At 67.8% G+C, this 15,752-nt stretch carries 18 protein-coding genes; 6 read left to right on the plus strand and 12 right to left on the minus strand.

Annotated features, from left to right (window positions below):
- Nucleotides 1–64 precede the first annotated feature (64 nt).
- From queE to polA, 5 genes are all read right to left on the minus strand, one after another.
- Nucleotides 65–772, minus strand: coding sequence for a 7-carboxy-7-deazaguanine synthase QueE (queE, locus tag FHD68_RS03995; RefSeq protein WP_127897896.1), 708 nt, complete (start codon nucleotides 770–772; stop codon nucleotides 65–67).
- Nucleotides 769–1,122 (minus strand): 6-carboxytetrahydropterin synthase QueD, encoded by a 354-nt coding sequence (gene queD / locus FHD68_RS04000; protein WP_127897895.1) that lies wholly within the window; start codon nucleotides 1,120–1,122, stop codon nucleotides 769–771. The genes queE and queD overlap by 4 nt, the downstream gene beginning before the upstream one ends.
- On the minus strand, nucleotides 1,122–1,829 hold the full coding sequence (queC, locus tag FHD68_RS04005) for a 7-cyano-7-deazaguanine synthase QueC (protein WP_127897894.1): 708 nt from the start codon (nucleotides 1,827–1,829) through the stop codon (nucleotides 1,122–1,124). The genes queD and queC overlap by 1 nt, the downstream gene beginning before the upstream one ends.
- An 88-nt stretch (nucleotides 1,830–1,917) precedes the next feature.
- On the minus strand, nucleotides 1,918–2,688 hold the full coding sequence (gene fnrL, locus FHD68_RS04010; RefSeq protein WP_127897893.1) for a transcriptional regulator FnrL: 771 nt from the start codon (nucleotides 2,686–2,688) through the stop codon (nucleotides 1,918–1,920).
- A gap of 97 nt (nucleotides 2,689–2,785) precedes the next feature.
- Nucleotides 2,786–5,584, minus strand: coding sequence for a DNA polymerase I (gene polA / locus FHD68_RS04015; protein ID WP_139085296.1), 2,799 nt, complete (start codon nucleotides 5,582–5,584; stop codon nucleotides 2,786–2,788).
- 82 nt (nucleotides 5,585–5,666) lie between these two features.
- On the opposite strand from polA, the gene FHD68_RS04020 reads away from it, so the two are divergent.
- Nucleotides 5,667–5,849 carry a DUF2256 domain-containing protein gene (locus tag FHD68_RS04020; protein WP_045981768.1) on the plus strand — a complete coding sequence of 61 codons (183 nt, stop codon included), beginning with the start codon at nucleotides 5,667–5,669 and terminating at the stop codon, nucleotides 5,847–5,849.
- Nucleotides 5,850–5,904: 55 nt separating this feature from the next.
- On the opposite strand, the gene FHD68_RS04025 is transcribed toward FHD68_RS04020, so the two are convergent.
- Nucleotides 5,905–6,150, minus strand: coding sequence for a zinc-finger domain-containing protein (locus FHD68_RS04025; RefSeq protein WP_045981767.1), 246 nt, complete (start codon nucleotides 6,148–6,150; stop codon nucleotides 5,905–5,907).
- A gap of 90 nt (nucleotides 6,151–6,240) precedes the next feature.
- Here FHD68_RS04025 and FHD68_RS04030 point away from each other — a divergent pair, with 90 nt between their 5' ends.
- Complete coding sequence (locus FHD68_RS04030; RefSeq protein WP_045981766.1) at nucleotides 6,241–7,164, plus strand: ABC transporter ATP-binding protein; 924 nt, start codon at nucleotides 6,241–6,243, stop codon at nucleotides 7,162–7,164.
- A gap of 1 nt (nucleotide 7,165) precedes the next feature.
- Here the strand turns inward: FHD68_RS04030 and FHD68_RS04035 are convergent, their stop codons facing one another.
- Both FHD68_RS04035 and FHD68_RS04040 read right to left on the minus strand, forming a co-directional pair.
- Nucleotides 7,166–7,540: an HIT domain-containing protein gene (locus FHD68_RS04035; RefSeq protein ID WP_045981765.1), complete on the minus strand. Its 375-nt coding sequence runs from the start codon at nucleotides 7,538–7,540 to the stop codon at nucleotides 7,166–7,168.
- A gap of 12 nt (nucleotides 7,541–7,552) precedes the next feature.
- The gene (locus FHD68_RS04040; RefSeq protein WP_045981764.1) at nucleotides 7,553–9,130 is read right to left on the minus strand and encodes a DUF5928 domain-containing protein; all 1,578 of its coding nucleotides are present in this window, start codon (nucleotides 9,128–9,130) and stop codon (nucleotides 7,553–7,555) included.
- 166 nt (nucleotides 9,131–9,296) lie between these two features.
- Here FHD68_RS04040 and FHD68_RS04045 point away from each other — a divergent pair, with 166 nt between their 5' ends.
- Complete coding sequence (locus FHD68_RS04045; RefSeq protein ID WP_045981788.1) at nucleotides 9,297–10,115, plus strand: sulfotransferase family protein; 819 nt, start codon at nucleotides 9,297–9,299, stop codon at nucleotides 10,113–10,115.
- A gap of 85 nt (nucleotides 10,116–10,200) precedes the next feature.
- On the opposite strand, the gene FHD68_RS04050 is transcribed toward FHD68_RS04045, so the two are convergent.
- The 4 genes from FHD68_RS04050 to ndk all read right to left on the minus strand — a co-directional run bounded on the left by FHD68_RS04050 (nucleotide 10,201) and on the right by ndk (nucleotide 12,865).
- Nucleotides 10,201–10,434, minus strand: coding sequence for an acyl carrier protein (locus tag FHD68_RS04050; protein ID WP_042251881.1), 234 nt, complete (start codon nucleotides 10,432–10,434; stop codon nucleotides 10,201–10,203).
- A gap of 170 nt (nucleotides 10,435–10,604) precedes the next feature.
- Complete coding sequence (gene fabG, locus FHD68_RS04055) at nucleotides 10,605–11,342, minus strand: 3-oxoacyl-ACP reductase FabG (protein ID WP_127897890.1); 738 nt, start codon at nucleotides 11,340–11,342, stop codon at nucleotides 10,605–10,607.
- Nucleotides 11,343–11,405: 63 nt separating this feature from the next.
- Nucleotides 11,406–12,332: an ACP S-malonyltransferase gene (gene fabD / locus FHD68_RS04060; protein WP_127897889.1), complete on the minus strand. Its 927-nt coding sequence runs from the start codon at nucleotides 12,330–12,332 to the stop codon at nucleotides 11,406–11,408.
- A 110-nt stretch (nucleotides 12,333–12,442) separates the two neighbouring features.
- Nucleotides 12,443–12,865 carry a nucleoside-diphosphate kinase gene (ndk, locus tag FHD68_RS04065; RefSeq protein ID WP_045981761.1) on the minus strand — a complete coding sequence of 141 codons (423 nt, stop codon included), beginning with the start codon at nucleotides 12,863–12,865 and terminating at the stop codon, nucleotides 12,443–12,445.
- A gap of 153 nt (nucleotides 12,866–13,018) precedes the next feature.
- Here ndk and FHD68_RS04070 point away from each other — a divergent pair, with 153 nt between their 5' ends.
- From FHD68_RS04070 to FHD68_RS04080, 3 genes are all read left to right on the plus strand, one after another.
- On the plus strand, nucleotides 13,019–14,098 hold the full coding sequence (locus FHD68_RS04070; RefSeq protein ID WP_167550362.1) for an AI-2E family transporter: 1,080 nt from the start codon (nucleotides 13,019–13,021) through the stop codon (nucleotides 14,096–14,098).
- A gap of 118 nt (nucleotides 14,099–14,216) precedes the next feature.
- Nucleotides 14,217–14,981, plus strand: coding sequence for a GNAT family N-acetyltransferase (locus FHD68_RS04075; RefSeq protein ID WP_127897887.1), 765 nt, complete (start codon nucleotides 14,217–14,219; stop codon nucleotides 14,979–14,981).
- 125 nt (nucleotides 14,982–15,106) lie between these two features.
- A partial coding sequence (locus FHD68_RS04080; protein WP_139085300.1) for an urease accessory protein UreD occupies nucleotides 15,107–15,752 on the plus strand: 646 nt, incomplete at its 3' end.

The raw sequence follows: 15,752 nt of genomic DNA on the forward strand, positions 1-15,752 counted from the left end.
TGCGGGGATGCGCGCAGGGGGGTGCGGGGGGACGGCCAGTCCCCCCGCCGTCGCGGAACGCAACTCAGACGCCGCGCCGGTTGCCCCACAGCAGGACATGCAGCTGCGGCAGCAGACGGGGTCGGAACCAGCCGTCCGCCATCACCTTGTCGACCAGCCATAGCAGCCGGTCCGCGACATCCTGCGCCGCGACGGGCACGTCCGGGTCCACCTCCGGGTTCCCCGGCTGCAAAACCAGGTCCAGATCCGGATACCGCCCCGCCCAATCGCGCGCCCAGGCATAATCGGCATCGTCGAAGACGACGATCTTCAGCACCGTCCGCGTGCCCTGCGCCGCCGCCAGACAGGCCTCGAAGGCCGCCGGGTCGGGCGTCTCGCCGCTGGAGGGCGGCTTGGGGCTCAACACCAGCAGCGTCAGGTCCGCGAACCAGTCGCGCGCCACCGATCCCTGCGTCTCCAGCGCGAAGCCGTAGCCCTCGGCCCGGCCCGTCGCGATCAGCGGCCCAAAGTCCTGGATGGCCGGATTGCCGCCGGAAATGGATACCGTCAGCGGCCGCCCGCCCGACAGCGCGCGCACCTGCGCCCAGACCTCGGCGGTCTGCATCGCGGCCCAGCTATCGCGAAAGGCGCTGTCGACCGCATGCATCGAATCGCACCACGAACAGCGGTAATCGCACCCCCCTGCCCGGACAAAGACCGTGGGCTGTCCGATCAGGGCGCCCTCCCCCTGGATGGTGGGGCCAAAGATTTCCGCGATGCGCAGGGGTTTCATGGCCGGTACTCGGCCCAGGTCTTGGGCGTCTCGCTGACCTTGACGGCGCTGGTCTCGGGCCAGCGTGCCCGGCACCAGTCGAAGAAATGCCGCGCCAGGTTCTCGGCGGTCGAGGGCACGTCCAGCACTTCGTTCAGATGCCGGTGGTCGAACGTCCCGTCGACATAGGCCTTCAGCGCCGCCAGTTCGTGGTAATCGCGCACGAAGCCGTCGGCATTCAGATCCGGCGCCGCCAATTCGACCACGACGATATAGTTGTGCCCGTGCAGCCGCGCGCATTGATGATCGGGCGCCAGATGGTCCAGGCGGTGCGACGCGCTGAAATGGAACTCCTTGCTGATGCGGAACATCACGCGCCCCCCGCGGCATGGGCGGCCACCGCCGCCTGCCAGAAATCGGCATCGTCGTAGTCGGTCGGATCGGCCACGCCCGCCAGGTGGAACGCCTCGCGCCGCTCCACGCAGGTGCCGCAGCGTCCGCAATGGCGCGCCCCGCCCTTGTAGCAGGACCAGGTCTGCGCAAAGGGCGTGCCCGCGGCAGCGCCCGCCGTTACGATGTCGGCCTTGGTGCGGTGAACGAAGGGCACGTCCAGCACGACATCGGCATACCCCTCCAGCGCCGCGCGCTGCATGGCGGCGAAGGCGTCCGTGAAACCGGGCCGGCAATCGGGATAGATGAAGTGATCGCCCCCGTGGACCGCGGCCGCCACCGCCGCATCGCCATTGGCGGCAGCGATGCCGAAGGCCACGGTCAGCATGATCGCGTTGCGGTTGGGAACCACCGTCACGCGCATCGTCTCTTCGGCGTAATGGCCGTCGGGCACGGCCAGATCGTCGGTCAGCGCCGATCCCGACAGCGCCGCGCCCAGTCCCGACAGGTCGACCAGGTGGAACGGCACGCCCAGCCGCAGGGCGCAGGCGCCGGCAAAATCCAGCTCCTTGCGATGGCGCTGGCCGTAATCAAAGCTGACGATGCGCGACAGGCGCCCCTGGGACGCAAGGACATGGGCAAGCGAGACGGAATCCAGCCCGCCCGAGCAGACAAGTGCAGTGTGCATGTTTGAACCCTTGTTTTTGTGACCCGGGTAGGCTGCGACCGGGAAGCTGCCGCTTAGCAGAGCGAGCACGCGATGAAAAGCGCCGCCCTCAGGCGGTCGCCCCGTCGTCGCCCGTCCCGCCCGATTCGGCGATCAGCCGGGCGTAATCGGTCAGGGTGACGCCACGCTTGCCCACGATCTCGATGATGCCGTCGCGGCGCAGGGCGGTCATCTGGCGGCTGACCGTCTCGATGGTCAGGCCCAGATAGGCGGCCATCGCCTCGCGCGTCAAAGGCAGCTCCAGCACGATGCGGCCCGCCGGGCGGCGCTTCTGCGAGGCCGCCTGCCGCCGCGCGATGATGGCGATGAACGAGGCGATCTTCTCGCGTGCCGTCTTGCGGCCCAGAAGCAGCATCCATTCGCGCGCCGCGTCCAGCTCGTCCAGGGTCATCTCCAGCAGGCGATGCGCCAGATGCGGGATGCGCTGCATCAACTGGTCGAACGGCCCGCGCCGGAAACAGCACAGCACCAGCCCCGTCGCGGCGGTGGCGTTGTAGGCGGCCGTGTCGCGCCCCGGCCGGCCCAGGAAATCGCTGGGCAGCAGCAGGCCCACCATCTGGGCGCGCCCGTCCTCCAGCGTCCGGGTCAGCGTCGCCACCCCGCTGACGACCGAGGCCACGAAATCCATCCGGTCGCCCTCCCAGACGATCGGCTGGCCGGCCTCGAAGCTGCGATAGAACTTCATCCGTTCCAGCAGGGCCAGCTCGTCGCCCTCGCATTGCGCACAGACGGCGCGATAGCGGATGGGGCAGTCGCCGCAGCGCGCACCGCCTTGCAGGGGGCTTGACGGTTGAACCTGGGTCGGAACGGGGGGGCGCATGGTGACCCCAAGATAGGCCCATGGGGTGCGCGGCGCAACGACAGGCGAACCGAATCGTTCGCCCGCCACAAAGCGCCGGCAGGAGCGAGGTGTGGTGTCAGTGCGCCTCGGCCCAGTTCATCCCCTGCCCCGCATCCACGACCAGGGGCACCGACAGGCGCACCGACGGTTCGGGCGCAGCCTCCATGATGGTCCGGGCGCGGGCGATCAGGTCGTCCACCGCATCCTCGCGCACCTCGAAGACCAGTTCGTCATGCACCTGCAGCAGCATTCGCGCAGGCAGGTCGCGGATCGCGTCGGGCATGCGGATCATCGCGCGGCGGATGATGTCGGCCGCAGCCCCCTGGATCGGCGCGTTGATGGCCGCGCGCCGCGCGCCCCCGGCAGCAGGCCCTGAGGTGTTGATGCCCGGCGTGTTGATCCGCCGCCCGAACAGCGTTGTGACGTATCCGTCCTGCTTCGCGTCGGCGACGGTCTTGTCCATATAGGCGCGGATTTCGGGGAAGCGTTCGAAATAGGTGTCGATGAAGCTCTGCGCCTCGGCCCGCGGGATGCGCAGGTTCCTGGACAGCCCGAACCCCGAGATGCCGTAGATCACGCCGAAATTGATCGCCTTGGCGCGCCTGCGGATCATGGGGTCCATCCCCTCGACCGGGACGCCGAACATCTGGCTGGCGGTCATGGCGTGGATGTCGATCCCCTCGCGGAAGGCTTGCTTCAGCGCCGGGATGTCGGCCACATGCGCCAGGATCCGCAGCTCGATCTGGCTATAGTCCAGAGCCACCAGCCTGAACCCCTCGGGTGCGATGAAGGCCTGGCGGATGCGGCGGCCCTCCTCGGTCCGGATCGGGATGTTCTGCAGGTTCGGCTCGGTCGAGGACAGCCGCCCCGTCTGCGCCCCGGTGATCGAATAGCTGGTATGGACCCGCCCCGTCTCGGCATTCACATAGGTGGGCAGCGCGTCGGTATAGGTCGATTTCAGCTTGCTGATCTGGCGCCAGTCCAGCACCCGCGCGGGCAGGTCGTGGCCTTCGGCGGCCAGATCCTCCAGCACGTCGGCGCTGGTGGAAAATGCCCCGGTCTTGCCCTGCTTGCCGCCGCTCAGTCCCATCTTGTCGAACAGGATCTCGGCCAGCTGCTTGGGGCTGCCGATGTTGAAGCTCTGCCCCGCCAGCCCGTGGATCTCATCCTCCAGCCCGGCCATCTTCTGCGCGAATGCGTTCGACATGCGCTTCAGCACGTCGGTGTCGATGCGGATGCCCGCCATCTCCATCTGGGCCAGGACCGGAATCATCGGGCGTTCCAGCGTGTGATAGACGGTCGAGACCTTCTCCACCGGCAGCATCGGCGCGAAATGCTGGAACAGGCGCAGCGTGACATCAGCATCCTCCGCCGCATAGGGCGCGGCCTTGTCGATGGCGACCTGGCCGAAATGGATCTGGCTCTTGCCTGAACCGATCAGCTCCTTGATGGAGATGCACTTGTGGCCCAGATAGCGTTCGGCCAGCTCGTCCATGCCGTGATTGTGCGTGCCCGCGTTCAGCGCATAGGACATCAGCATCGTGTCGGCGATCGGGGCCATCTGGACCCCGTGGCGGGCCAGCATCTTCCAGTCGTATTTCAGGTTCTGCCCGATCTTCAGGATCGCGGCATCCTCCAGCACCGGCTTCAGCGCGGCCAGCACGGCGGCGGGGTCCAGCTGCCCCGCCACCCGCGCGGACTGGCCGAACAGGTCGTCGCCCCCCGCGACATGGCCCAGGGGGATGTAACACGCCCGCCCCGGCGCGACCGCCAGGCTGATGCCGACCAGATCGGCCTGCATCTCGTCCAGGCTCGTGGTTTCCGTGTCGATGGCGACCTGCCCCGCCTCGCGGATCGCGGCGATCCAGGCGTCCAGCGCCTCGGGCGTGGTCACCGTCTCATAGCCGCCGGTGTCGATGGCGGGTTGATCAGGGGCCGCGGGCGCCTCGCTGGCGGGGGCCGCCTGTACGGCCGGGGCCTCGGCGCCCAGGGATTCCGCCACGCGGTTCGTCAGCGTGCGGAACTCCATCTCGGACAGGAAGGCCAGCAGGCGGTCTGCATCGGGGGCCTTCACCTCTAGCGATTCCAGCGTCACGTCCAGCGGCGTGTCGCAATCCAGCTGGACCAGGCGCTTGCTGACGCGGATCTGGTCTGCATGCTCGATCAGGGTCTGACGGCGCTTGGGCTGCTTGATCTCCTCGGCACGCGACAGCAGCGTCTCCAGATCGCCGTATTCCTGGATCAAGAGGGCCGCGGTCTTGATGCCGATGCCCGGCGCACCCGGCACGTTGTCGACCGCATCGCCCGCCAGCGCCTGCACGTCCACGACGCGGTCGGGACCGACGCCGAACTTCTCGAAGACCTCGTCGGGGCCGATCAGCTTGTTCTTGATCGGGTCCAGCATGTCGACGCCATCGCCGATCAGCTGCATCAGGTCCTTGTCGCTGCTGATGATCGTGGCCGTGCCGCCGGCATTGCGCGCCGCGCAGGCCATGGCCGCGATGATGTCGTCGGCCTCATAGCCCTCGGTCTCGATGCAGGCGATGTTGAAGGCGCGGGTCGCGTCGCGGGTCAGCGGGAATTGCGGGCGCAGGTCCTCGGGCGGTTCGGGGCGCTGCGCCTTGTAGGCGGGATAGATCTCGTTGCGGAAGGTTTTGGAGGAATGATCGAAGATCACCGCCGCATGGGTCGGCGCGGTATGCCCGTCATCGGTCTGCACATAGCGCCACAGCATGTTGCAGAACCCCGCGACCGCGCCCACCGGCAGCCCGTCCGACTTGCGCGTCAGGGGCGGCAGCGCGTGATAGGCGCGGAAGATGAAGGCCGATCCGTCGATCAGATGCAGATGACAGCCCTTGCCGAAACGCTCGCCCATGATCACCTATCCTTGCTGGTCAGGGCCGCCTTGTGCCACGACCGGGACCGATCTTCCAGCGCGATGCCCCCAGGAAACCGTCATGCCCAAGATGCGCCGCAAATCCGACCTGCCGACCAAGATCTGCGCGGCCTGCGGCCTGCCCTTCGCGTGGCGCAAGAAATGGGAACGCGATTGGGACAATGTCCGCTACTGCTCGGACCGCTGCCGGGGCAAGGGCAAGACCCGCGGGGATGCGCCGGGCGGCAAGGCCGCCCCGGTTTGACGGCCCCCTCGATGGGGGCGGCAAACCGACGCGGGTCGGGACGATCCTCAGCGGGTCAATGGTCGTCGTGGGCGTGATCGCGGTCGATCACAAAGCGCTTGTCGCAATAACCGCAATCGACAAACCCCATGTCCGGGCTGATCGCCAGCCAGACGCGCGGATGGCCCAGGCCCGCCGCATCATCGCCGTCGCAGCTGACGCGCCAGCGGGTCACCACCTCGGTCACGGGGGCGGGGCGGGTCGTGGCCTCTGGCCCGGTTTCGGTCGACAGGGGGGTCTCGGGCGTCACGTGCTGCGTCATGGCTGGCCTTCTTGTGGCGGCGTGCATCATCTGGTCTAACCCCATTAGCGCAGCGCCGCCTGCCTTCGCAAGCTCTGCAAGGATCATCCCATGCCCGACGCCATCCAGATCACCGGTCTTCGCAAGACCTATGCCGCCCAAGGCAACGCCCCGGCCAAGGACGCGCTCAAGGGTGTCGACCTGACCATCCGCGCCGGCAGCATCTTCGGCCTTCTGGGCCCCAACGGCGCGGGCAAGTCGACGATGATCAACATCCTGGCGGGGCTGGTGAACAAGACTGCCGGAAAGGTTTCCATCTGGGGGTTCGACCAGGACGTGAACCCGCGCCAGTCGCGCGCCGCCATCGGGGTCATGCCCCAGGAACTGAACATGGACCCGTTCTTTTCTCCCCGCGCCAGCCTGGAGGTCCAGGCGGGCCTTTACGGCGTGCCGAAATCCGAACGCTGGACCGATGAGCTGCTGGCACTGGTGGGCCTGACCGACCAGGCCAACGCCTATGCCAGGAACCTGTCAGGCGGGATGAAGCGGCGGCTGCTGCTGGCCAAGGCGCTGGTCCATCGCCCGCACATCCTGGTCCTGGACGAACCCACCGCGGGCGTCGACATCACCCTGCGCGAGATGCTGTGGAAGAATGTCCGCCGCCTGAACGAACAGGGCATGACCATCATCCTGACCACCCATTACCTGGAGGAGGCCGAACAGATGTGCGACGAGATCGCCATCATCAATCACGGCCAGGTGGTGGTGCGTCAATCGACCCAGGACCTGCTGTCGCGTACTGACGGCAAGACGCTGGTGCTGGACACGGGCGGCGCGGTACCGCACCCGCCCCTGCCCGCGGGCGCGCGCCCAGAGACGCGGCCCGACGGGCGGCTGGCGATCACCTATCCCCCGTCGCGGCTGCGCGCCGACCAGATCCTGGACGCGGTGCGCGCCGCGGGCGTGCCGATCCTGGACGTCGCCGCCGAACAGCCCGACCTGGAGGACGTCTTCGTCGAACTGACCCGCGACTAGATCAGCCGCGCGCCCCGATCATCGGCCCCATGATCGACCCGCCCATGATGTGCAGGTGGAAATGGGGCACCTCCTGCACGCCGTCATGGCCTGCATTGGTGATGGCGCGGAACCCGTTGCCCCGATCCAGGCCCACCCCCTCTAGCGCGCAGACCTGGGCGCACAGCCGCATGAAGCCCGCGATCTCGGCCTCGGACGCGTTGGCCGCGAAATCGTCGAAGGCGACATAGCGGCCCTTGGGGATCACCAGGACATGGCTGGGCGCCTTGGGCGCGATGTCACGGAACGCCAGGGCGTGATCATTCTCGGCCACGGTGTCGTTGGGGATCTCTCCGCGCAGGATGCGGGCAAAGATGTTGCTGTCGTCATAGGCCATGAATGTCTTCCTTCAGTCGGCAAAAAGATGCGGCGTCTCCGCCAGGGCGCGGGCCTGCGGCTCGGGCACCCCAAGGAACGCGGCCAGCGCCGCGGCGTTGCGATCGGGCCCCGCGGATTCCGAAATGGTCGCCAGATGGCGGAACCCCGCCTCCCTAAGGCGGTCCGCCTCGTGCTGCAGGTCGTTGCGCACGATGGGCAGCAGGCGGTGGACGATGTCGGACGGGGCGTCCGGGCTGACCAGGCCGACCCTGCCCATATGACCGCGGACGTAATCGTCGTCGAACCGGCTGTCCACGAACAGCACCCGCGTCTGCGCCCGGTCGGCGTCGAAATCGGCGATCAGGCTGACCGCCGACGGATCGACGCAGAACACCAGCCGGTCGCTGCCGAACTGCTCGAACATCAGCTTGACCAGCGCGCGGCGGTGACGCTCGCGCTTGTCCACGGTCGATGCCACGCCGCCCATGTCCGGCAGGTGCGCGTCCTGTTCGTTGAACACGTAATCGACCGCAGGAATGTCCGTAGCGGCGCGGATGGCCGCCGTCAGCCGCTTGGCGACGTGCCATTTCTTGGCCACCACGATCTGGACCACGCGTTCGGCGCCCAGACTGCCGTCCGTCTCCCAGAACCGCGGGGCAAAGCGGCGCCCGATGCGCCCGCGGCCGGTCAGAAAGCTGAACAGCCGCCGCCCCTCGGCCGAGATGGTGAAATCCTGCCCCGTGGCCTGCCACAGCGCGCCAAGGCGGGCGCGCAGTTCCTGCGCCTCGGGGCTTATCTTGCGGGCGAACAGGTAATCCTGGCGCAGCAGCAGGTCGTAATGGTCGTTGTGGAAATTGATCGGCATCCCGTAATCGCTGAAGATCAGGAAGGTCAGCGTGCGGGTGCGGATCTGCTGGCGCGGCACGACATGGGCCACCAAGGTCTGAAAGAACGTCTCGTCCGGGATCCAGGTGGTGCTGAAGAAGCGCACGATCTCGGGGCGCGCGCGGATCAGGTCCAGGATCGCCTCGACCGTCTGGCGGCGCAGGCACCACCATTGCGACCCGATCATCACCTGCAGGTCGTCGGGCACCCGCCGCGTCAGCCCAAGCCGCTGCTGCAGCTGCAGGCTGGCATAGAATAGCGCCTTGTGGCTGCGTTCGTTGAACCAGTGGCGATAGATCAGCCGCTCCTTGCGCAGGCCGGTCTTGATCCAGTCGCTGTTGAAGAAGTCGAAGCTTTCGATGTAGTCGCAATCTTCGGCATCCAGATAATTGTACGCGAATTCCGCCGACTTGATCGGCATGCAGTCGCCCGACAGCATGTAGAAATGTGTGGCCTGGGGAAACGCCGTCTCGGCCGCGCGCAGAGCCTCCAGGGTGGCGGCGACCAGCGACCATTCCCCCCATCCGCATCTGCGCCGACGCGCCGCAAAGGTCACGCGGGGATGGTCGTCCAGCGCATCGCGGATCTGCTGGAACATCGCCCGCGGGGCACGCTTGTCGAAATGGATCGACACGTAATCCCCCGTCGCCGTCAGACGCCGCGCCTGATCGATCACACCCTGCGGGTCCTTGTGCATCAGCAGGATGAAGGCGATGCGTGCCATGCGCTGGACGGTCCCCCGGGGCCAAATAGGTGCAGTTTGACGTAAGGCGTTGAATATGTCTGCGGGTTTTGGTTTGAATGTGTAACCTTTTTTGTCGGTGGGACAAGCAGGACGGCCCGACGCCAGGGCCTCTGACCCGTTGATCGCAAGCGAAGTGGATGTCACGATGGGTTTCCCCGGTGTCTGGATGACGGAAAGCGAAAGCCTGATCTATCGGGTGGTGCCGAAATGCGCCTGCTCGACGATCGGCCAGATCATGTTCCATTCCGACCACGGCCGCTTCTTCGACGGGGACATCCACGATTCGACCGACGGGCTGCACAAATGGGCCCAGGACCACAGCCACGATCCGATCGAACGCGCGGTCCGGGCGCGTTCGGGCGTGACCTTCACCTGCGTGCGCAACCCCTATGCCCGGCTGCTGTCGTCGTTCTTCGACAAGATCGCGGGCATCCAGCGCAACGGCCGCCGCTATCGCGGCAACCTGGTCCCGCAGCTGGTCCAGCGTTACGGCATCGACGTGGGCAGCCCCGACAACGGCTTCGAATTCGACCAGATCGCCAGCTTTCGCCGCTTTCTGCTGTTCGCGCGCGACACCGTCCGGTTCCGCAAGCCGATGGAGCCAGACATCCACTGGTCGGCCATGTCGGGCCACATCTCGACCTTCATCGTGAACGGCGGGCGCTACGACCAGATCTTCTTCACCGAGGCGTTCAACGAGGGCATGGCAAAGGTGCTGGCCGCCGCCGACACCAAGGTCGCGATCGATCTGGATCAGGTGCCCCGGTTCAACGAATCCGAAGGCCACGGCCCCAAGCGCGCGCATAAGGTCAGCGATTATTTCGACGACCTGTCGCGGCACCTGATCTGGGAGATCTACAAGGACGACTTCCGGCTGTTCCGCTACGACTTCGACGATCCGGACAACAAGATGCCCCTGGGCGAGGTCGACCTGGACGAGGTGCACGCCAAGCTGGGACGCTGATCCGCCACCCGGCCATGAAAAACGGCGCCTCCCTTTCGGGGGCGCCGCAAATCCTGCCGCACCGGGGCGCGGCCAAAAGCGTGGATCAGACCGCGCCCTTGATGAAGGTCACCGCGTCGCCGACGGTCTGGATGGTTTCGGCGGCATCGTCGGGGATCTCGATCCCGAACTCTTCCTCGAACGCCATGACCAGCTCGACGGTGTCGAGGCTGTCGGCACCCAGGTCGTCGATGAACGAAGCGGATTCGACCACCTTGTCCTCGTCGACACCCAGATGCTCGACCACGATCTTCTTCACGCGATCAGCGATATCGCTCATGTCATATCCTCATTCTCGCGGGCATCCGCCCAAGTTTTGCACGGACACGCGGTCCGGTTCAGCACAGGGCGGTTCCCCTGCTGCTAAAGGCGGGGATATAGCACCCATGAACCCTCATGCAACCGATTTCGCACGGTTTCGTGCGCGCAATCCCGGCCGCGGACGCCGGGTCAGACCATCGCCATGCCGCCGTTGACGTGCAGCGTGGCCCCGGTGACATAGCTGGCCTCGGGGCTGGACAGGTACAGGACCGCGGCGGCGATCTCCTCGGCGCTGCCCATGCGGCCGGCGGGGATCTGGGTCAGGATCTTGCCCTTCTGGTCGTCGGTCAGCTTGTCGGTCATCGGCGTCTCGATAAAGCCGGGCGCCACGCAGTTCACCGTGATCCCGCGGCTGGCGACCTCGTAGGCCAGCGATTTCGACATGCCGACCACGCCCGCCTTGGCGGCGGCATAGTTGCCCTGCCCCGGATTGCCCGTGGCCCCCACGACCGAGGTGATGTTGACGATCCGCCCCCACCGCGCCTTCATCATGCCGCGCAGCACCGCGCGCGACAGCTTGAAGGTGCTGGTCAGGTTCACGTCCAGCACCTGCGCCCATTCGTCATCCGACATGCGCATGAACAGGTTGTCGCGCGTGATTCCGGCATTGTTGACCAGGATGTCGATCGACCCCATCGCCTCGGCCGCGGCCTTCGGCAGCGCCAGGACCGATTCCGCATCGCCCAGGTTCGCGGTCACGACATGCGCCCGCTCGCCCAGTCGGTCGGCCAGCGCGCGCAGCGGCGCCTCGCGGGTCCCGGACAGCGCAACCGTGGCTCCCGCCCCATGCAGCGCCTCGGCGATCGCGCCGCCGATCCCGCCCGACGCGCCAGTCACCAGCGCGGTCTTTCCCGTCAGATCGAACATCCCAAGCCTCTTCTTTTTTGTCCAAATACCCCCGGGGTCCGGGGCGGCGCCCCGGTCCGCCGGTCAGCCCTTCAGCGCCGCCACATCGGCAGGAGTGCCCACGTTGCGCACCGTCACGTCCTTGGCGATCCGCTTGATCATTCCCGACAGGGCCTTGCCCGCGCCGATCTCCCAAAACTCGGTGACGCCGCCCTCGGCCATCGTGGCGATCGACTCGCGCCAGCGCACGGTCCCGGTCACCTGCTCGACCAGCAGGCGGCGGATGGCGCCGGGCTCGGTCACGGCCTCGGCGCGCACGTTGGCGATCAAGGGCACGGCGGGGGGCTGGATGTCCACGCCCGCCAGCGCATCGGCCATGACCGCCGCGGCGGGCTGCATCAGCACCGAATGGAACGGCGCGGACACCGGCAGCATCAGCGCCCGCTTGGCGCCCGCGGCCTTCATCGCCTCGGCCGCGACCTCGACCGCCCCCTTGTGCCCCGAGATCACGACCTGCGCAGGGTCGTTGTCATTGGCGGCCTGCACGACCTCGTCGCCCCCGATCTCGCGGCAGATGCGGTCGACGGTCTCGAAGTCCAGACCCAGGATCGCGGCCATCGCGCCCACGCCCACCGGCACGGCCTCCTGCATGGCCTGACCGCGCAGGCGCAGCAGATGCGCGGTGTCGGCCAGCGTCAGCGACCCGGCCGCGCACAGCGCCGAATATTCGCCCAGTGAATGGCCCGCGACGAAATCGGCATTCGCGATGCTCAGGCCCTCCGCCTCCATCGCGCGGAACGCCGCGATCGACGTGGCCATCAGCGCGGGCTGGGCGTTCTGCGTCAGGGTCAGGGTGCCGGCGTCCCCCTCCCAGATCAGCGCGGACAGGCTCTCGCCCAAGGCCTCGTCCACCTCGTCGAAGACGGCGCGTGCCGCCGGATAGGCTTCGGCCAGTTCGCGGCCCATGCCGATGGTCTGGGCGCCTTGCCCCGGAAACACGAATGCCCGCATGGCGGTCCCCCCTGTGATCATTGCGTTGCAGATGGGCATAGCCGTTGGCGGCGCAAAGAAAAAGGGGCCACCGGGGGCCCCTTTTCAAACGTCAGGGACGGTGGACCCGATCAGCCGACCAGTTCCAGGCCCGAGAAGAAGAACGCGATCTCTTCCTTGGCGGTGTCGGCGGCGTCCGAACCGTGGACCGAGTTCTCGCCCATGGACAGCGCGAATTCCTTGCGGATGGTGCCCTCGTCGGCGTTGGCCGGGTTGGTGGCGCCCATCACTTCGCGGTTCTTGGCAATGGCGTTCTCGCCTTCCAGGACCTGCACGACGACCGGCTCGGAGGCCATGAACTCGACCAGCTCGCCATAGAAGGGACGGTCCTTGTGGACCTCGTAGAACTTGCCGGCCTGGGCGGGCGACAGGTGGATGCGCTTGGACGCGACGATGCGCAGGCCGGCCTCCTCGAACTTGGCGGCGATCTTGCCGGTCAAGTTGCGGCGGGTCGCGTCGGGCTTGATGATCGAGAGGGTGCGTTCGATGGCCATGGTCTTCACCTTGTCTGATGCGCGGGCCGGGCCCGCATGAAAGGAAATCCGCGCCCGGTTAGCAGGCTTGTCCGCCCCCGGCAAGGCGCGCGCGCAGGGCGGAACCCCCGGCCGCATCGGCGCCTTGTCCCGGTGCACTCTGCAGGAGACCCAATGACGCAGCTTTCCCCGGCCCCCGCGCCCGCCCCGCCGACGGCCCGGCGATCCCTGACCACCGGCACCATCGTGGCCACGCTGGCGCTGGCCGTGCTGCTGGCGGCGGCCTGGTTCTGGTCGAACCTGCTGCTGATGTCCTTTGCGGCGATCCTAATCGCCATCGCGCTGCGCGCCGGCGCACGGGGGCTGAACCGGCTTCTGGGCCTGAACGTCAAGCTGGGCGTGCTGGTCGTGCTGCTGGGGGTGATGGCGGTGCTGGCGCTTCTGGTGCGGCTGGCCGGACCGTCCGTCGGGGACCAGTTCGGTCAGCTGGCCGATGCCCTGCCCGGCTCGTGGCAGGCCATCCAGGACTGGGCGTCATCGTGGCCCGTCGCCGACACGGTGATCCAGCGCGGAGAGGCTGCCGCCGGAGAGGACAACGCCATGCAGCTGGCACAGCGCCTGCCCGACGTGTTCGGCATGGTCCTGGGCGGCCTGAATTCGGTCCTGGGCAGCCTGTCCTCGGCCTTCCTGCTGCTGATCCTGTCGCTCTACATCGCGATGGAGGCGGACCTGTATCGCGGCGGCGCCCTGCGCCTGGTGTCCCTGCCCCGCCGCGCGCGGGCGGCGCAGATCATGGACGAGCTGGGCGAACAGCTGGGCCGCTGGATGGCGGGCCAGGCGCTGGACATGGGCATCGTCGCCGTGCTGGCCGGGATCGGCCTTTACCTGCTGGACGTGCCGCTGGCCTTCATCCTGGCGGTGATCGCGGGCCTGACCAACATCGTGCCGATCATCGGGCCGTTCTTCTCGGGCGCGATCGCGGTGGTCGTGGCGGCGCCGCAGGGGCTGGATACGGCCATCTACGTCGCGCTGCTGTTCACCGTCATCCAGGTCTTCGAGGGCGAGGTGCTGATGCCGATGATCCAGAAATACGCGGTCCAGCTGCCCCCGGCCCTGACCGTGCTGGCCATCGTCGCGGTCGGTGCGCTGTTCGGGCTGGTCGCGGTGATCCTGGCCACGCCGCTGCTGATCGTGGTCATGCATCTTGTCCGCCGCATCTATGTCGAGGACGTGCTGGGCGACCGCATGGACTGACCCCCTGCCGCATCGCGCGGCAGGGCATGCAACTTTTGCGTGCGCGGATGCACGCCCGGTCGTGATTTCGACACATGATCCGCCTATGCTGCGGGTGACATTGACCGGGGGTCGCGCGATGCAACCGTTCTGCAAGGGCCGCTATCGTGCCCGCCTGGCCGAAACGCCGGGCGATCTGCGCGAATCACAGCGGCTGCGCTGGTTGGCCTTCGTTGCGCGCACGGGCCGGTCCGACGACGGACAGTCACTGGACGCGGACCATCTGGACGACGACTGCCGCCACATGCTGATCCACGACCTGCGGGATGATCGGCTGGTCTGCAGCTTCCGATTTCTGCCACTGGCCGACGGTTCCCAGATCGCGCGCAGCTATTCGGCGCAGTTCTACGATCTGGCCGCGCTTGGCCGATTCGACGGTCCGATGGTCGAGATGGGGCGGTTCTGCCTGCATCCCGACTGCCACGACCCGGACGTGATCCGCCTGGCCTGGGGCGCGCTGACCCGTTTCATCGAGGAGACCGGGATCGAGATGCTGTTCGGCTGTTCCAGCTTCAGCGGCCTCGACCCCGAGACCCATGCCGAGGCCTTTGCCATGCTCAAGGACCGCCACCTGGCGCCACGACGCTGGTGGCCGCGCGTCAAGGCGCCGACCGTGTTCCGCTTTGCCCGCGCCCTGCGCCTGCGCCAGCCCGACCCCCGCCGCGCGGCAGAGACGATGCCGCCCTTGCTGCGCAGCTATCTGGCGATGGGGGGCTGGGTCAGCGACCATGCCGTCGTCGATCCGGCGCTGATGACCATGCATGTCTTCACCGGGGTCGAGATCCGCGCCATCCCTCCCGCCCGCCGCCGCCTGCTGCACGCGCTGGCCCAGCAGCCCGCCTGACATCCGCCCCGAAAACGGGCACGCTGCCCAAACCGTGGGCACATGCGGGCGATCTGCCCTTGGCGGGTGCAGGATGGCCGGGGGCGGTGATTGACCTTGCCCGATGTCCGGCGCCCCTTGCCCCCATGTTCGACACCGGTGCCCCATCCATCCGCATGCAGCGCAGCCACGGGGCGGCGCATGTGGTCATGGGGCCGCGCGGCCTGATCGACCTGGCCCAGCGCGGGTCGGCCAAGGCGATGCTGCCCCGCATGACCGCGGGCCTGCCCGAGATCGTGTTCCTGAACACCGCGGGCGGGTTGGCATCGGGCGACGGGCTGTCCTTTGGCGTGGACCTGCGGGCGGGTACGCGCGCCCTGGCCACGACCCAGACCGCCGAACGCGCCTATCGCGCGACGGGCGCGCCTGCGCGGGCCTCGGTCGCAATAACGGTCGGCGCCGGCGGCTGGCTGGACTGGGTGCCGCAGGAGACGATCCTTTATGACGATGCGCGGCTGGAGCGGGACACGACCGTCGATCTGGCCCCCGGCGCGGGCTGCCTGCTGCTGGAGATGCTGGTCCTGGGCCGCCTGGCCATGGGCGAACGCCCAACGCGGCTGCATCTGCGCGACCGCCGCGTGGTGCGCCGCGCGGGTCGCGTGATCCACCACGATGCGCTGTCGCTGGACGACGACGCGCTTGCGCGGCTGGCGAACCCGGCCATGACCGCGGGTGCCCCGGCGCTGGCCACGCTGGCGATGATCGCGGATGACGCGCCCGACCGGCTGGCCG

Source organism: Paracoccus marcusii, assembly GCF_006151785.1.
Taxonomy (GTDB): domain Bacteria; phylum Pseudomonadota; class Alphaproteobacteria; order Rhodobacterales; family Rhodobacteraceae; genus Paracoccus; species Paracoccus marcusii.

Bases quoted from the DNA above. Each gene is read 5' to 3' on its own strand.
- queE (WP_127897896.1), bottom strand. From the start codon at position 772: ATGAAACCCCTGCGCATCGCGGAAATCTTTGGCCCCACCATCCAGGGG.
- queD (WP_127897895.1), bottom strand. From the start codon at position 1,122: ATGTTCCGCATCAGCAAGGAGTTCCATTTCAGCGCGTCGCACCGCCTG.
- queC (WP_127897894.1), bottom strand. From the start codon at position 1,829: ATGCACACTGCACTTGTCTGCTCGGGCGGGCTGGATTCCGTCTCGCTT.
- fnrL (WP_127897893.1), bottom strand. From the start codon at position 2,688: ATGCGCCCCCCCGTTCCGACCCAGGTTCAACCGTCAAGCCCCCTGCAA.
- polA (WP_139085296.1), bottom strand. From the start codon at position 5,584: ATGGGCGAGCGTTTCGGCAAGGGCTGTCATCTGCATCTGATCGACGGA.
- FHD68_RS04020 (WP_045981768.1), top strand. From the start codon at position 5,667: ATGCCCAAGATGCGCCGCAAATCCGACCTGCCGACCAAGATCTGCGCG.
- FHD68_RS04025 (WP_045981767.1), bottom strand. From the start codon at position 6,150: ATGACGCAGCACGTGACGCCCGAGACCCCCCTGTCGACCGAAACCGGG.
- FHD68_RS04030 (WP_045981766.1), top strand. From the start codon at position 6,241: ATGCCCGACGCCATCCAGATCACCGGTCTTCGCAAGACCTATGCCGCC.
- FHD68_RS04035 (WP_045981765.1), bottom strand. From the start codon at position 7,540: ATGGCCTATGACGACAGCAACATCTTTGCCCGCATCCTGCGCGGAGAG.
- FHD68_RS04040 (WP_045981764.1), bottom strand. From the start codon at position 9,130: ATGGCACGCATCGCCTTCATCCTGCTGATGCACAAGGACCCGCAGGGT.
- FHD68_RS04045 (WP_045981788.1), top strand. From the start codon at position 9,297: ATGGGTTTCCCCGGTGTCTGGATGACGGAAAGCGAAAGCCTGATCTAT.
- FHD68_RS04050 (WP_042251881.1), bottom strand. From the start codon at position 10,434: ATGAGCGATATCGCTGATCGCGTGAAGAAGATCGTGGTCGAGCATCTG.
- fabG (WP_127897890.1), bottom strand. From the start codon at position 11,342: ATGTTCGATCTGACGGGAAAGACCGCGCTGGTGACTGGCGCGTCGGGC.
- fabD (WP_127897889.1), bottom strand. From the start codon at position 12,332: ATGCGGGCATTCGTGTTTCCGGGGCAAGGCGCCCAGACCATCGGCATG.
- ndk (WP_045981761.1), bottom strand. From the start codon at position 12,865: ATGGCCATCGAACGCACCCTCTCGATCATCAAGCCCGACGCGACCCGC.
- FHD68_RS04070 (WP_167550362.1), top strand. From the start codon at position 13,019: ATGACGCAGCTTTCCCCGGCCCCCGCGCCCGCCCCGCCGACGGCCCGG.
- FHD68_RS04075 (WP_127897887.1), top strand. From the start codon at position 14,217: ATGCAACCGTTCTGCAAGGGCCGCTATCGTGCCCGCCTGGCCGAAACG.